This window comes from Tardiphaga sp. 37S4, assembly GCF_021044645.1.
In the GTDB taxonomy this organism is placed as follows: domain Bacteria; phylum Pseudomonadota; class Alphaproteobacteria; order Rhizobiales; family Xanthobacteraceae; genus Tardiphaga; species Tardiphaga robiniae.
This window is the reverse complement of record NZ_CP088008.1, coordinates 3,577,960-3,593,861: the sequence shown is the minus strand read 5'-3', so window position 1 is coordinate 3,593,861 and position 15,902 is coordinate 3,577,960. Positions and strand designations below refer to the sequence as shown.

Here is a 15,902-nt window from a genome sequence, read left to right as displayed (position 1 = left end):
CAACATGAACCAGGAACGCATCAATTCGGTTCTGCTGGGCATCACGCCGATCGTGCTGTTTCTGGTACTCTGGCAATCCCTGATCTCCTTCGGCTTCGCGCCGACGAGCTTGTTGCCGCCGCCGGGCGCCGTGTTCGGAAAGCTGGCGAAGGATTTCTTCAACGGCGATTTCCTGCACGATATCGCCGCGACGCTGATCCGTCTGTTCGCCGGCTTCGGCATTGCCGTGGTCGTCGGCGTGTTCATCGGTCTTGCTGCAGCGGTGAGCCCGGCGGTCAATGCCGTGGTCAAGCCGCTGGTGCGCGTACTGGCGCCGATCCCGAAGATCGCGCTGTATCCGGCGCTGCTGCTGATCCTCGGCTTCGACCATGCCTCCAAGATCACGTTGGTCACCGCCGACGCGCTGTTTCCGATCCTGCTGTCGACCTATTACGGTGCGTCGATGGTCGAGCAGAAGCTGATCTGGTCGGCGATGGCCGCGGGCACGCCGCGCTGGCAGATCCTGTTCAAGGTCGTGCTGCCCGCCGCAATGCCGTCGATCCTTACGGGCTGCCGCATCGGCCTCGTGATCTCCTGCATCGTGGTGTTCCTCGCCGAGATGATCACCTCGACCGACGGCCTCGGTCACATGCTGGTACAGGCCGCGCGCACGTTCCAGACCGTGGACATGTTCGTGCCGCTGATCATGATCTCGATGCTCGGTCTGATCCTGAACAGCCTGCTGCACTGGCTGCGCAGCTATCTGCTGCGGGGCTTCCCGGAAGTATGAAGTATAGAGGCAGCTCTGCCGCTATTACTCGCCAGCCTTCATAACTAAAACTCGTCATGGCCGGGCTTGACCCGGCCATCCAACTATCGTCAGCGTTTGCGGCAAAGATGGATGCCCGGGTCAAGCCCGGGCATGACGAGAGAGTAGAGCGCGGTGCCTCAAAGCACCGGCGGCTTCTGCAACTGAAAGTGCTTCAGCAGATCCACGAACGCCGACAGCCGTCCCTCGCGATAGGCATCGACATCGAGATCTTCGTAATTGAGAAAGCCTTCGCCGGTCTTGAGGCCGATCTTGCCCTCGGCCATGTTACGGCCGACGATCTCCGGCGACGCATAGCGGTCGTTGTTCAGCGCGCCGGTCAGGTACTTGCTGGCGTAATACAGAATATCGCCGCCGCCCCAATCGACGAATTCCAAGAGGCCCAGCACTGCGAAGCGGAATCCGAAGCCGTATTTGATCGCCTTGTCGATATCCTCGGGGCTGGCAACGCCTTCCTCGACCATGCGCGCGGCTTCGTTCATGGCCATCGCCTGGATACGCGGTACGATATAGCCGGGCGTCGCGGCGCAAACTACGGGGACCTTGCCGATGCCTTCGAGCATTTCCTTCACCCGCGCGGTGATCGCCGGATCGGTCTTGGCGCCCGGCGAGACTTCGACCAGTGGCACGAGATAGGCCGGGTTCAGCCAGTGCGCATTGAGGAAGCGCTCGGGATGGTCGATGGCGCTGGAAATGTCGTCGACGAGAATGGTCGACGTCGTGGAAGCGATGATCGGCGAGGGGCCTGCGAGTTGTGATGCGCGGGCCAGCGCATCGCGCTTCTGATCGAGCACCTCTGGCACGCCTTCGAAAATGATCGCCGAACTGCTCAGCGCAGCGCCGGCACCTGATTCCGGCACGACGCTGACGCGCGACACCAGCGTTTCGATATCGGCCTCGGTCAGCAGACCGAAACGCGCCATACTGGCGAAGGTCTTGCGGATCTCGCCGATTGCCTCGACTTCCAGTGCCTTGAACTTGTCCGCCTCGCGCGCCTTGAAGTCGACGATCGCGACATTGTGGCCGGCATAGGCGAAGGCGACGGCAATGCCGCGGCCCATGCGGCCCGCGCCGAGACAGGCGATGGCGGGCAGAGAACTTACGGTTGCGCTCATGCGGCAAAGCCTTCGCGCAGCAGTTTCAGCAGCGTGGCCTGATCGAGATCGCCGAAGCCGAGGCTTGCGAGCGTGCGGCCACCCTGCAGGAAGTTCTCGCCGCAGATCGCGCCGCCGATGGCGAGGAAGGCCTTGACCAGCGGTGTCTCGACGCCCGCGAGCGTGGCGCAGGACAGGAAGAACGACAGGCCGGTGCGCAGGTCCTCGCGCATATAGCGGTGCTCGGTGAGCACGATGTGCTCGCGCCAGTCACCGCTATCAGTGAGACGATCATGCGAGCCGCGGCCGTACATCCACTCTTCGCCTTCCTTGGCGTAGTGATCCGCCAGCGGGAAATGCGCGCCGTTGTAACCAAAGGCCTCGCGGATGGCGATGCGCTCGCCGTCGAGCGCGTCGGTGACGCGGCGGATCGCCGGCTGGGTGCCTTCCTTGTGAATGTCCCAGGTCGGGAAATGCTCCAATGGCCCGGCATTCATCACGATCAGCGGTGGATGAATGATCGGACCGGCATTCATCAGCGCGCCGGACAACGCATCACCACACGGCTCGATGACGCCGGGGAAGGCCTTGTCGATGACCTTGCAGGCATAGTCCATCAGGTGAAGCGGGAACACGCCGGTCGGCAGCCGCTTGGCGCGGATGGTGATCGCCACTTCGAACGGTCCGTGTTTGCGCGCGAGCCAGGGCAGCGTGCCGGTCTCGGCGAAGGCGACCTTGGCGGTGTTGCCGGCGTCATGCGCAGCCTTGGCGAATATCATCGAGCCGAAGGTTGCAGGCGGCAGATAAACGACCTGACCATCTTTGAGGTGAGGTGCGATCCGCTTGGCGATATCAGGCTGCGCAAAGGCAGGGGCTGGGCACAAGATCAGTTCGACGTCCTTGATCGCCTCGGCGATATCAGTCGTCACCAGCGTCAACTGGGTGTCGTGTGTGCCCTGGGCATTCTTGACCTTGATGCGCGAGCCGGCCTTCTTGTGTTCGGCAACAGCTTCGGCATCGCGACGCCACAGGCGGACGTCATGGCCCTGCAGTGCGAAATCACCCGCGGCTGCGAACGAACCGTTGCCGCCACCCAATACTGCGATCTTCAATTGGTCTCTCCGTCGCTCGGCGTTGCCGCCTGAACCTGCTTCAGTTTGAAATGCTGCACCTTGCCGAGCGCGGTGCGCGGCAGGTCTGTGACGAACACAATGTCGCGCGGCTGCTTGTAGCGGGCGAGCTGCGTGAGCACATGGGCCTTCAGTGTCTCGGCGGTCACGCTGCAATTCGGCCGCAGCAGCACATAGGCGACTGGTACTTCCTGCCATTTCGGATCGGGCACACCGACGACGCCGCAATCGGCGACATCGGGATGTTCGAGCAACACACGTTCGACCTCGGCGGGATAGACGTTCTCCCCGCCGGAAATGATCATGTTCTTCTTGCGGTCGTGGACCCAGAAATAGCCGTCATCGTCGCGCGTGCCGATATCGCCGGTGCGATACCAGCCGTCATGCAGCGCCTCGCGCGTCGCGCTCTCGTTGCCCCAATATTCGTAGAACACGTTCGGGCCGCGCACAGCGATCTCGCCGGTGGCAGTGGCAGGCAGCTCGTTGCCGTCGTCGTCGATGATGATGGCTTCGCAGCACAGGCCGGGCAAACCCGTCGATCCCGTACGCGACAGGTCGCCGCCTAGTCGCGTATAGACCGCGATCGGACAGGTCTCGGTTGAACCATAGACCTGCAGCACGGGAATGCCGCGCGCCGTCAGGCGTTCGATCAGATGCGGCGGCACGATGCTGGAGCCGGTGGATACGGCCTTGAGGCAGGACACGTCGGTCGCAGCCCAGGCGGGATGCTCGCTCATCGCCTGAATGATAGCGGGTACCCAAACGGTCAGGGTGGGTCGCTCCCGCGTGATCGCTTCCAGCGTGGAGTCGGGTGTGAAGCGCGCATGGATTGTTACGGTAGCGCCGTGATGCAGCGCCGGCGTGGTCTGGATGTTGAGGCCGCCGACATGGAAGAAGGGCAGCACGGTCAGGACATGATCGTCTGACGTGAGGCCATGCATGTGCTGGCTCATCACGCCGTTCCACAGCAGCGCTTCCTGGCGCAGCACGGCACCTTTTGGGCGGCCGGTGGTGCCTGACGTGTAGACGATCAGCAGCGGGCAGGAGAGGTCGGTATGCGGATTGCGGCCATCTCCGGAAGCGCGGGACAGCAGTGTGTCGAATGTCTGGCCGGGGGCATCAGGCGCGAAATCGAACGCGATCACGCGCGTATCCGGCAAGTCCTTCGCAAGCGACGGGAGGATGGCCGCAAAGCCTTCCTCAAGCACCAGCACCTTTACCGAAGCATCGGACAGGATGAAGAGCTGCTCGGCGACCGCGAGCCGCCAGTTCAGCGGCACCATGATCGCGCCGAGGCGGGCGCAGGCATAGAGCAGGACCAGATAGTCTGGCCGGTTCATGCTCAGGATCGCGACGCGATCACCGCGACTAACGCCGCATTCCGTCTTCAGTGCCTTCGCCGTCGCCTCGATCCGCGCGTTGAACACGGCATAGCTGAGTGTCTTGCCCTCGAAATGAATCGCGGGCTTGTCCGGCGTGAATGCGGCGTTGCGGGCGATGAGGCTGGAGAGATCCACGATTACTCGTCTTTCTCACCGGCCTCATAGAGTGCCTCGCGGCCGATACGGTCGAGGCAAAGCTCGGCGGTCCAGGGCAGCATCAGCGCACCGCAGCGGCTGTCACGATAGATGCGCTCCAGCGGCAGCGTCTTCAGCATGGCCTGACCGCCGCAGGTGCGGATCGCCAGTGCGGCGAGTTCGTTGGCGCCTTCCATCACGGTGTACTGGGCGGCGTAGGCGCGTAGCACCTGCTCTTTTGACGGATTGGCACAGGCTTCGGTCACGGCCTGGAACCAGGTCGACTTGAGCTGTTCGAGCTTGATCTGCATCTGCGCCACGGCGATCTGCTTGGTCGGATACATCCGGCGCTTGACTGGCGGCATGCCCGGGATTTCGCCGCGGAGATACTTCACGGTGAAATCATACGATGCCTGTGCGAGACCGACGTAAGTCGGTGACAGCGTCAGGAACATGTGCGGCCAGCGCATCGCGGCCTGGAAGTAGACGCCGCGCGGCATCAGCGCTGCATCTTCCGGAACGAACACGTCCTTAAAGATCAGCGTGCGGGAGACCGTGCCGCGCATGCCGAGTGGATCCCAGTCGCCAACGACCGAGACGCCTTCGGACTTGGCGGAAATCGCCAGATACAGCGTGTTGCGGCGCGAAGCCTTCTCACCCTCAGCGACTTCGGTGCAGAGCACGCCGTAGTAATCGGCGAAGCCCGACAGCGACGCAAAGATCTTCTTGCCGTTGACGATCCAGCCGCCTTTGACGGGCTTCGCTTCGGTTCCGAACGCAACGCCGCCGGCGGCTGCTGCGCCGCCTTCGGAGAACGGCTGCGAATAGATCGCGCCGTCTTCGACGATGCGCTTGTAGTGGATAGCGCGGCGGCGGTGCTGTTCGGCGCGCATCTGGTCATCCATGTCGAGGTCATCGGCCAGCGGGCCGGACCACAGCGTCGAGCAGACATGCATGTTCCAGGTCAGCGCGGTGGCGCCGCAATAGCGGCCGATTTCGGCAGCGGCCAGCGAATAGGTCTGATAGCCGGCGCCCGAACCGCCATTTGCTTTCGGGATCGAGATGCCCAGCAGACCCGCCTTGTGCAGGTCCTTGTAGTTCTCCAGCGGGAAGGTGGCCTCGGTATCCCACTTCGCCGCACGGCCGGCGAAATTGGCCTGTGCGAGCTCGCGCGCCTTGGCGATCAGCCCGGCCTGTTCGTCGTCGAGACGATAGGCCTTCGGATCGAACATCGGCTTGTCGAGAACGATGCTGTCGAGATCGGGCTTGCTGGCAGGCTTGTTCATGAGGATGACCCCGAAAGGTTGTGGCTGGTTTTGAGGAAGTCGGCGAGCACTTCGTTGAATTCGCGCGGGCGTTCGAAACTGGCGAGATGCCCGACGCCTTCAAGTTCGACATAGGTCGCGCCCGGCACGAGTGCGGCCATCTTGGCCATGGTTTTCGCGGGCGCGTTGTTGTCTTTCGATCCGGATAGGACTAAAGTCGGTATTTTAATGTCCGCAATGTTCTTGCGCAGATCGAAGCCGATCATCGCCTTCATCGAGGCGCGATAGGTGTCGGGCTTCACAGACGCCATGCAGTCGCGTGCGAGTTCAAGGCCGGCAGGATCCGGATTGTCGCCGATCAGGCCGGCGACCAGCTTCGGCGCCATCGACACCATGGTCTCGCCGCGGTCGAGCGGGCCAAGCCGGGCATCGATGAAGTTCTTCTGCCATTCGCCGTCGGAGCTGCCGAAGGCGGAGGTGGTCTGCGCCAGCACGATGGCGCCGGCGAGATCGGGATAATCCACCATGAAGCGCTGCACGATCATGCCGCCAATGGAATGGCCGACCAGCACCGGTTTCCTGGCGCCAATCTGCGCGAGAAAGTCCTTCAGGGCTTCGGCGAAGGCCGGGATGCTGGGCGCCGGTAGCTGTGCTGAGCCGCCATAGCCCGGCATGTCCCAGCCGATGGCGTAGTAGCGGTCGCCGAATGCTTCGAGCTGGTGGCGCCAGCCGCGGCCGGCACCACCGATCCCGTGCAGAAACACCAGCGGCGTCGCCGCGGAATCGCCTTTGGCCTCAAAGCCGAAGCGGCCGTCCTTCGTCGTCAGGGCTGCAGAATTTGGCACGCATAGGCCTCCTGTGCTGTCGGACAAGGGCGATCCTAGCATGTCCGAGATATATGAAAAGCGATAGTTTTAGACTTAAAGGGTTGTGGATTGCCTCATCCGGAGGCGCGTCGTTTTTAGAGGTCGGCTCTCCGGTGACGGACTATGCGCCTTCCGGTTGGCGATGTTGTGATGTTCGGCCATCGCCCTTGTCCGAAATTTCTTTAGGTTTAAAACAATGCCGATTGCCGATGCATCGAGGGAGGAAGCCATGTCCGATCAGTCATTTTTGTCCTGGCCGTTTTTCGAAGACCATCACCGCGAGCTGGCCACGGGTCTGTCGCGCTGGGCCAAGGCGACATTGCCCGGTCTGGTCGATCACCATGACGTCGATGGCTCCTGCAAGCGTCTGGTGAAGGCGCTGGGTGACGGCGGATGGTTGCGCGCAGCGGTACCGGCAAGCCATGGCGGCATGTTTCCAACCTTCGATGTGCGCTCGCTGTGTCTGATCCGCGAAACGCTGGCCTATGAGACTGGTCTCGCTGACTTCGCATTTGCGATGCAGGGACTGGGTACCGGCCCGATCAGCCTGTTCGGTTCGGAAGCGTTGAAGTCGCGCTATCTGCCACGCGTCGGTAGCGGTGAGGCCATTGCAGCTTTCGCATTGTCAGAGCCCGATGCAGGTTCGGATGTCGCTGCGATGACGACGACGGCGATGCCTGATGGTCCGGATCATGTCCGCATCAATGGCCTCAAGACCTGGATCTCCAATGGCGGCATTGCCGACCAGTATGTGGTGTTCCTGCGTACTGGCGAATCCGGCGCGCGCGGCATCAGCGCATTCGTTGTCGACGCGGATACGCCTGGCTTCACGATTGCAGAGCGGATCGATGTGATCGCGCCGCATCCACTGGCCACGCTGAAATTCGAGAATTGCCGCGTGCCTCTGGCGAACCGTATCGGCAAGGACGGCGAAGGCTTCAAGGTCGCGATGGCGACGCTCGACGTGTTTCGCTCGACCGTCGGTGCTGCCGCGCTCGGCCTCGCACGACGCGCGCTCGATGAAGCGCTGCATCGCTCGGTCACGCGAAAAATGTTTGGCCATACGCTGGGCGATCTTCAGCTGACGCAAGCGGGACTCGCGGAGATGGCCACGTCCATCGATGCATCGGCCCTGCTGGTCTATCGCTCGGCCTGGACCAAGGATCAGGGCGCGGCGCGCATCACGCGTGAAGCCGCCATGGCCAAGATGTTCGCGACCGAAGCGGCACAGACCGTCATCGACCGCGCAGTGCAGATCTTCGGCGGTCTCGGCGTGCAGTCCGGCGTCAAGGTCGAGGAGCTCTATCGCGAGATCCGCGCGCTGCGCATCTATGAAGGCGCAACCGAAGTCCAGAAGGTGATTATCGGTCGCGAGCTGATCAAGAACGCCCAGACGGGGGCGTAGTAGTTAGTCGCCAATCTATCCACGTGTCGTCGTCCCCGCCTTCGCGGGGGCGACAATGGAGGGTGAAGCTACGTGGCCGCAGCCTCCGCTTTGTAGTTCGGAGCCGACGCAAGAAACCGCGCATAGGCGTCCGCATCCGGCGGTGTGAATTTCTCCACCAGCGCACCGCGCCGTTTGCTGGTGGCGCCCATGTCGTCGAGCAATTCGTCAAAATGCTTGAAGTGATAGGGCGCGACGCACAACCCGCCATAGACGCCGGCTGCGGGGCGTTCGACGCGCTTGAAATGCAGCATCTCGTCCATGTTCTGGTGCATCTCGGCTGCCGTCGGCTGCTTCGCCAGTTTGCCGTCGGCATAGCGCACCAGCCAATTGGCAGCCATTTCCGCCGTGAGCACCGAGCAGAAGCTGGAATTGAAGCCGACGAAACCCATGTCCGGCAGATCTGGATTGGCGATCACGCGATACAGCCGATACTGCCCGTCATCCTGGATGAGCTTGTCGCGATATTGCTGCGGCAAGAATGGCACGCCGAGTGCGAAGCCGATTGCCAGCACAGCAACGTCAGCTTCGACGCGCTGGCCGCCTGACATCACGATGGTCTTGCCGTCATAGTGATCGAAGGTGCCACGGACCGCCTTGATGCGTCCATCAGCGACCATCGGGAAGAAGTTAGGTGTAGCGATCGGCACCGAGCAGTTGATGCCGTCCTCGATGCGCCCTTCCGGCACCATGTCGCATTTCTTCAGCTTGAGCTGGGCCTTCAGCATGGCCTCCAGCCCGCGCCAGTTGGCCCAGATGAAAGGCTTGGCAATGGCATGGTTGACCTTCGACAGCGCGCTCAATCCCCAGCCCCGAAACATCTCTTCCTGCGCGCGGATATAGAGGATGCGCTTGAAGTTGATCAGGCCGCCGATGAAATAGGGAATGCGCCACACCGGCTCGCGATAGACAAAGGTAACGGCGCTGGCGCCGGCATTGACCGAATGCACGGCGATGTCGGTGGCCGATTTCGAGCCGCCCAGCACGACGACCTTCTTGCCTTTGACGATGGATGAATCCGTGTGCTCCGCCGAATGCAGGATGACACCGCCGGCGGCCTTGAACTTGTCTTCGCCGGGATGATGCAGTTCCTTGCGCTTGTTGAATTGTCCGGTGCAGACCGCCACGAAATCGAATGTTTCCTGCGCGGTGTTGCCAGCCGCATCGCGTGTCTCAAGCGTCCAGCCGGGCAGGCTATCTTCGCGGCGTTTCATGCTCACGACGGTCGTGTTGAAGCGCATCAGCGGGATCAGATTATAGTCGCGTGCATAGTCTGTGAGATAGGCATGGACCTGCGGCCCCTTCGGCCATTCCGGATAGCTCGCCGGCATCGGCTTGTCGGTGAAGCGATAGAGTTCCTTGGGACTCTGGGTCTGCACCTCTGGATAGGAGCGCGCTGGCTCCCAGACGCCGCCGAGATCGCCGCTGCGCTCCAGCACCGTTACCTTGTGCCCGTGTGCGGCAAAGGATTTTGCGGCGGCAAGGCCGGCGATGCCGGCGCCGATGACGCAAACATTCTTCTGTTTGACCATGGCTTATCTCCTGTTTGAATGCAGCGACGGATCGCGAGCGCGCGGGTTTACACGCGTAGGCACTGGCCTGCGCGGGACGTCCGCGACGTGTGATGTTAGGTCCGGTCGTCGAAGTTAGTCGTTGGCTTCCGGCGGCAAGAAGTTCACTTCATGCTCGGCAGAGACGCGGACGATGGCTTCGATGTCGCTCATATTGTGCAATTGCTTGAACAGGGCTTCGAGCTTCTGTGTCGGTGAGACCCAGAACAGCGCGCGAGCCGGTTTGTCCGACTTGTTGAAGTAGCCATGCGGAATGCCGCGGGGCAGACGGACGAGGTCGCCGGCATGGGCGCGGACCCACTGACCGTCGAGCTTGAGGTCGAGAATACCCTCCTGCACCAGGATGAATTCTTCCTGGGTCGGATGGATATGCACCGGCACGAACTGGCCGGGATCGCTGTTGGTCTCGAAGGCAAAGGTGGAGTCGGTCACGGCCTTCGGGAAATAGACCTGTCCAAGGATATTCCACGTGGTGCCGTTATATCCCGTGCCGTTCTGGGTAATGCCTTTTTCAAGTGCCGCCATGGTCCTGCTCCCTTGGGTTTCACGTCTGCAAGGATGCTGCGTGACCTCGGGGCCTGTCTCTAGCCGTTGAACGAATCCGCTATCCAAACGACGAAATAATTACCGGCGCAGGCGAGGGCGCGCGGCCACGCTGCGCTGCACACTCATCTTTGGAAGACGCCGGCCTGCGCATTCGTTGTGCAGCACGGCAATATTTGCGGCGCGGTGCTGGCTATGCGGCGTGATGCGACATGGATAGTCTAGGCTTCAAATAACGCAGGCGATCGGACCATGGTGTTGGACGCAGCCGTATCGAGGAATGCCCAGCCGGCCCGCGCCGCAAGGCTTGCGGCGTTCTCTCGTGTTTTCACCAGGGATATCGACGAGGCTGCCGACTCGATCGGGCGCATCTTCTGTCCGCATGCGCTGGATCCCTTGCAGCGCTCCTGGCCGGATTTTCACGCGCTCCATAACTGTGCCGCGTTCGATGGATTCTCCGTGAACTATGTCTCCTATGGTGGCTCGGTGTCGATTGATCCCGGCTGCCTCGATCGCTTTTTTCTGCTGCAGCTACCGCTGCATGGCGGTGCCCGGATCAATACCGGCGGACGAACGATCGAGGTGTCGGCAGAGCGTTCCGCGTCCTTGCTGTCGCCGACCATGCCGACAAAGATGGTCTGGCAGGACGATTGCGCCAAGCTGATCCTGCTGGTCGAACGGCGGCTGGTAGAAGAGCGCGCGGCGGCTCTGGCGGAGACATCTGGTGCTGTGATCGAGTTCGATCCGCAGGTCGATCTGAATACGCCGTTCGGTCTCGCGATCAGGTCCCAGATCGAATACCTCGTCGATCTGGCGGAGCACCGTGGACCCGGTCAGCAGATCTCGCCCATGATGGCGGCGACCCTGCGTGATTCTGTGATTGGACTGTTGCTGACCGGCCAGCGACATACGCTGACCGGTGCCATCGACCGCTCCCCGGCGCGCCTTGGTCCGCTGCCGTCAGTGCTGAGAAAGGCACGGGACTATCTTGAGGCTCATGCCACTGAGCCGCTCGATCTCGATCGGCTCGCGCGCGCAGCTGGCATCGGGATACGTTCGCTGCAGCTCGGCTTCCAGAAGCATTTCGGCATGTCGATCTCCGATGCGCTGCTGGATATCCGGCTAACGCATTTGAATGCGCGGCTGCTGCGGGCGGCGCCGGGCGAGCGCGTTATTGATATGGCCTTCGATCTTGGCTTTACCCATCCGAGCCGGATGGCCAGCTTCTACCGCGCCCGCTACGGTGAGAGCCCGTCGGATACGCTCCGCCGCAGCCGCTAGCAGCATGGCCTGCCCGTTTCTTGCAAAAGCTTGAAGTCTAAAATAATATCCAGGCAGGCTCATGGAGAGCCTGCGGAAGGTGACGCATGTCCGGATTGTCTCGCTCCTCCCACGCTCTGGTGACCGGCGGCGGCCGCGGCATCGGCCGCGCCATTGCAGCATCGTTGGTGCAGGCCGGCGCGACCGTCACCGTCCTGGGCCGCAATCTTGCAGTGCTGAACGAGGTCGTTGCCGCTGGTGACGCGCACCATGCGATGGCCGCCGACGTGTCCGATCAAGCCGCGCTGAATGCCGCGATTGCGGATGCCGCGAAACGCCAGCCGATCGATATTCTGGTGGCGAATGCGGGTGCTGCGGAGTCTGCGCCATTCGTGAAATCGGATGCAGCACTGTTCCAGCGGATGATGGACGTTAATTTCATGGGCGTCGTCTATGCAACGCAGGCTGTGCTGCCGGATATGGTCAAGCGCAAGAGCGGCCGCATCGTTGCGGTGGCTTCGACGGCTGGCCTCAAGGGCTACGGCTATGTCAGCGCCTATAGTGCAGCGAAGCATGCTGTCATCGGTCTCGTGCGCTCGGTGGCGCTGGAAGTCGCGAAAAGCGGTGTCACCGTCAACGCAGTGTGCCCAGGCTTTACCGAAACCGATCTGCTGGAAGGCAGCATCGACAACATCATGAGCAAGACCGGCCGTACGCGCGAACAAGCTGTTGCCGAATTGGCGAAGCACAATCCGCAGGGCCGTCTGGTGACGCCCGGCGAGGTCGCCGATGCCGTGTTGTGGCTGTGCGGCACTGGCGCCAGTTCCATCACCGGCCAGAGCATCGCCGTCGCTGGCGGCGAAGTCTGATCGAACCGCAACAACAAGAACCGAACAAATTACCGGGAGCCAATATGTCAGTCATGGTCAAGAACAAGGTCGCCAATCCCGTCACGCTGCCGCTGGCCGAGTTCAAGCCTGAGCATTTCCTGCTGGCGGTGGCCGATGGCATCGCGACGGTGACGCTGAACAGGCCGGAACGCAAAAACCCGCTGACCTTCCAGAGCTACCGCGAACTGACGGATTTCTTCCGCGCTTGTGCGATGGATGACGACGTCAAGGTCGTGGTCGTCACCGGTGCCGGCGGCAATTTCTCGTCGGGCGGCGACGTGTTTGAAATCATCGGCCCCTTGATCGAGATGAATACCAAGGATCTCACGGCCTTCACGCGCATGACCGGCGATCTGGTCAAGGCGATGCGCGCCTGCCCGCAGCCGATCGTGGCGGCCGTGGAAGGCATCTGCGCGGGCGCCGGCGCGATCATGGCGATGGCGTCCGACATGCGTTTGGCGGCGACCGGCGCTAAGGTCGGTTTCCTGTTCAACAAGGTAGGTCTCGCCGGCTGCGACATGGGCGCTTGCGCAATCCTGCCGCGCATCATCGGCCAGTCCCGTGCGTCGGAGCTGCTCTATACCGGCCGCTTCATGACGGCCGAGGAGGGCGAGCGCTGGGGCTTCTTCAGCCGTATCGTCGCGCCTGCAGAGGTGCTGAGCCAGGCGCAGACACTGGCCAGGCAGATTTCCGAAGGCCCGACCTATGCCAACACCATGACCAAGCGCATGCTGTCGATGGAATGGGCGATGTCGGTGGAAGAGGCGATCGAAGCCGAGGCGGTGGCGCAGGCACTGTGCATGACCACGGAGGATTTCGCCCGGGCGTTCCATGCCTTCGCGAACAAGCAGAAGCCGAAGTTTGAGGGTAATTGAGACACACGCACCGTCGTGCCCGGGATTGACCCGGGCATCCATCTTTGGCGGCAATGCGGGTGGTAAGATGGATGGCCGGGTCAGGCCCGGCCATGACAGAGTTTCAACAAGTCGCCTCGCGCGGGCGCGAGCAATTTCAAGATGCACCGCGCCGACTGACAATTTGATGTGCATCAAAGCTGGCGAATTGCCGGTTTGTCAGGCTTGCCAGGAATTGTTTTAGGTTTAAAATATCTCCATCCAGGCACGACTGCGGAGGCTGTCATGAAGATCGCGATTATCGGTGGCGGGCCGGCGGGCCTCTATTCTGCGATCCTGCTGAAGAAGCAGCGCCCGCAGGCAGAGATCACGGTCTATGAGCGCAACCGCCCTGACGATACCTTCGGTTTCGGTGTGGTGTTCTCCGACGCCACCCTCGATAATTTCGAGAAATACGATCTTCCCAGCTATCAGCGCATCACCCAGGAATTCGCTTACTGGGACGATATCGCCGTGCACTTCCGCGGCACTGTTCACCGCGTCGGCGGCAACGGCTTCTGCGGCTGTTCGCGCCGCACGCTGCTGATGATCCTGCAGGATCGGGCCCGCGAGCTCGGCGTCCATCTGCTGTTCGAGGTCGATATCACCGACGAAGCACGTTTCGCCGATGCCGATCTGATCGTACTGGCTGACGGCATCAACAGCCACTTCCGTAACAAGTATATCGAGCACTTCGCGCCCGAGGTGGATTTGCGCTCGAACAAGTTCACCTGGATGGGTTCGACCAAGCCGCTCGATGCCTTCACCTTCCTGTTCCAGGAAACCGAGTGGGGTCCGTTCATCGCCCACGCCTATCAGTATGAGGCTGGCCGTTCGACCTGGATCTTCGAAACCGATCCTGAAACTTTCAAGCGCGCCGGCCTGGAAGGCCTCGGCGAGCAGGAATCCGCCGATCGGATGCATGAGATCTTCAAGTGGTTCCTCGGCGACCACAAGCTGCTGATCAACCGTTCGATGTGGCGCAACTTCCCGATGATCCGCAACAAGCGCTGGGTCAAGGACAACATGGTGCTGCTCGGTGACGCCAAGGCGACGGCACATTTTTCCATCGGTTCGGGCACCAAGCTCGCCATGGAAGATGCCATCGCGCTGCATGATGCGATGGCGAAGGCGCCCACTGTCGAGGCCGGGTTGCACGATTACGAACACGGTCGCCGTGAGGAGGTCGAGAAGATCCAGCATTCAGCGGATGTGTCGCTGGTCTGGTTCGAGCACGTGGATCGCTTTTGGGATTTCGACCCCGTGCAGTTCGCCTTCGGCGTCATGACCCGCGCAAAGGCGATCACCTACGATAACCTGACGCTGCGTGCGCCGGACTTCGTCAAGGAAGTCGACAAGTCGTTTGCGCAGAAGGTGCAGGCGCAGGGCTTCGACGTCGATGTCGATAAGCCGGAAGTGCCGATGTTCCAGCCGTTCAAGATGCGGGATATGGTGCTTGCCAATCGCGCCGTAGTGTCGCCGATGTGCATGTATTCGGCGGAAGAGGGTGTGCCGAACGATTTCCATCTGGTGCATTACGGCTCGCGCGCCATCGGCGGCGCAGGTCTCGTCTTCACCGAAATGGTCTGCGTCGGCCGCGACGCGCGCATCACGCCTGGCTGTGCGGGACTTTGGACCGACGAGCAGGAAGCGCAGTGGAAGCGCATTGTCGATTTCGTGCACAACACGTCCGCCGCCAAGATCTGTCTGCAGCTCGGCCATGCCGGCCGCAAGGGCGCGACCAAACTGATGTGGGACGGCATGGACCGTCCGCTCGCCGATGGCGCATGGGACATCGTCTCGGCGTCGCCGCTGCCTTACTATCCGGACAGTCAGGTGCCCGCGGAAATCGATCGCGCCAGCATGGATCGTGTGAAGGCGGAGTTCGTCGCCGCGGCCATCCGCGGCGAGCGCTGTGGCTTCGACATGCTTGAGATGCATACGGCCCACGGCTATCTGCTGGCGAGTTTCCTGTCGCCGCTCACCAACAAGCGCACCGATGAATATGGTGGCTCCCTGGAGAATCGTCTGCGCTTCCCGCTCGAAGTGTTCACGGCGATGCGTCAAGCGTGGCCGGCACACAAGCCGATGTCGGTACGTTTCTCGGCGACCGACTGGGCCGAAGGTGGCAACACCGGTGACGATGCGGTGCAGATCGCCCGCGCCTTCGCCGAAGCCGGTGTCGATCTCGCCGATATCTCGACAGGCCAAACCGTCAAGGAGTCGCGTCCGATCTACGGCCGCATGTTCCAGACGCCGTTCTCGGATCAAGTCCGCAACGAGGCCCGCGTTGCCACTATGTGCGTCGGCAACATCACGTCCGCCGATCAGGTCAATACGATCCTGGCCGCCGGCCGTGCGGACCTCGTCGCGCTTGGTCGTCCGCACCTGACCGACCCGTCCTTCACCATCAAGGCGGCCGCCTGGTATGGTGCAAAGGATGCCTATTGCCCGCCACAATATATGCCCGGCAAGGATCAGATTTTCCGCAACAGCGTCAGGGACAAGCAGGATTTCGAAGACCTGAAAATTAAGGCTAAGCCGAAGACCCGCGCCGAGATGCGGGCGGAGGCCGCCAAGCCACTTGCGGCTGAATGACTGGGCATGCGAGTTTAGCGGCT

At 61.9% G+C, this 15,902-nt stretch carries 13 protein-coding genes; 6 read left to right on the top strand and 7 right to left on the bottom strand.

Features of this window, described 5'->3' with window-relative positions; all coding sequences use genetic code 11:
* Window positions 1–4: 4 nt before the first annotated feature.
* Window positions 5–769: an ABC transporter permease gene (locus LPB73_RS17170; protein ID WP_231077640.1), complete on the top strand. Its 765-nt coding sequence runs from the start codon at window positions 5–7 to the stop codon at window positions 767–769.
* 158 nt (window positions 770–927) lie between these two features.
* Here the strand turns inward: LPB73_RS17170 and LPB73_RS17165 are convergent, their stop codons facing one another.
* From LPB73_RS17165 to LPB73_RS17145, 5 genes are read right to left on the bottom strand one after another with little or no spacing between them, the layout of a single operon-like run.
* Complete coding sequence (locus LPB73_RS17165; protein ID WP_231081170.1) at window positions 928–1,869, bottom strand: 3-hydroxybutyryl-CoA dehydrogenase; 942 nt, start codon at window positions 1,867–1,869, stop codon at window positions 928–930.
* Between the two features lie 50 nt (window positions 1,870–1,919).
* Window positions 1,920–3,014 carry an NAD/NADP-dependent octopine/nopaline dehydrogenase family protein gene (locus tag LPB73_RS17160; protein ID WP_231077639.1) on the bottom strand — a complete coding sequence of 365 codons (1,095 nt, stop codon included), beginning with the start codon at window positions 3,012–3,014 and terminating at the stop codon, window positions 1,920–1,922.
* Entirely contained in the window at window positions 3,011–4,549 is a 1,539-nt protein-coding gene (locus LPB73_RS17155) for a class I adenylate-forming enzyme family protein (protein ID WP_231077638.1), read from the bottom strand. The genes LPB73_RS17160 and LPB73_RS17155 overlap by 4 nt, the downstream gene beginning before the upstream one ends.
* A gap of 2 nt (window positions 4,550–4,551) precedes the next feature.
* On the bottom strand, window positions 4,552–5,835 hold the full coding sequence (locus LPB73_RS17150) for an acyl-CoA dehydrogenase family protein (protein ID WP_231077637.1): 1,284 nt from the start codon (window positions 5,833–5,835) through the stop codon (window positions 4,552–4,554).
* Window positions 5,832–6,659 carry an alpha/beta fold hydrolase gene (locus tag LPB73_RS17145; protein WP_231077636.1) on the bottom strand — a complete coding sequence of 276 codons (828 nt, stop codon included), beginning with the start codon at window positions 6,657–6,659 and terminating at the stop codon, window positions 5,832–5,834. Before LPB73_RS17145 ends, LPB73_RS17150 begins: the two co-directional genes overlap by 4 nt.
* 250 nt (window positions 6,660–6,909) lie before the next feature.
* Between LPB73_RS17145 and LPB73_RS17140 the strand changes: the two genes are divergently transcribed.
* Window positions 6,910–8,085 (top strand): acyl-CoA dehydrogenase family protein, encoded by a 1,176-nt coding sequence (locus tag LPB73_RS17140; RefSeq protein ID WP_231077635.1) that lies wholly within the window; start codon window positions 6,910–6,912, stop codon window positions 8,083–8,085.
* A gap of 68 nt (window positions 8,086–8,153) precedes the next feature.
* On the opposite strand, the gene LPB73_RS17135 is transcribed toward LPB73_RS17140, so the two are convergent.
* Both LPB73_RS17135 and LPB73_RS17130 read right to left on the bottom strand, forming a co-directional pair.
* The gene (locus tag LPB73_RS17135) at window positions 8,154–9,656 is read right to left on the bottom strand and encodes a flavin-containing monooxygenase (protein ID WP_231077634.1); all 1,503 of its coding nucleotides are present in this window, start codon (window positions 9,654–9,656) and stop codon (window positions 8,154–8,156) included.
* A gap of 114 nt (window positions 9,657–9,770) precedes the next feature.
* A complete protein-coding gene (locus LPB73_RS17130; protein ID WP_175367248.1) occupies window positions 9,771–10,220 on the bottom strand; it encodes a cupin domain-containing protein in 450 nt (149 codons plus the stop codon).
* A gap of 270 nt (window positions 10,221–10,490) precedes the next feature.
* On the opposite strand from LPB73_RS17130, the gene LPB73_RS17125 reads away from it, so the two are divergent.
* From LPB73_RS17125 to LPB73_RS17110, 4 genes are all read left to right on the top strand, one after another.
* Entirely contained in the window at window positions 10,491–11,519 is a 1,029-nt protein-coding gene (locus LPB73_RS17125) for an AraC family transcriptional regulator (RefSeq protein WP_175367247.1), read from the top strand.
* A gap of 86 nt (window positions 11,520–11,605) precedes the next feature.
* On the top strand, window positions 11,606–12,367 hold the full coding sequence (locus LPB73_RS17120; protein ID WP_175367246.1) for an SDR family NAD(P)-dependent oxidoreductase: 762 nt from the start codon (window positions 11,606–11,608) through the stop codon (window positions 12,365–12,367).
* A gap of 53 nt (window positions 12,368–12,420) precedes the next feature.
* Entirely contained in the window at window positions 12,421–13,263 is an 843-nt protein-coding gene (locus LPB73_RS17115; protein ID WP_175367302.1) for an enoyl-CoA hydratase family protein, read from the top strand.
* A 264-nt stretch (window positions 13,264–13,527) separates the two neighbouring features.
* Window positions 13,528–15,879: a bifunctional salicylyl-CoA 5-hydroxylase/oxidoreductase gene (locus LPB73_RS17110; RefSeq protein WP_175367245.1), complete on the top strand. Its 2,352-nt coding sequence runs from the start codon at window positions 13,528–13,530 to the stop codon at window positions 15,877–15,879.
* The last annotated feature ends 23 nt before the right edge of the window (window positions 15,880–15,902 follow it).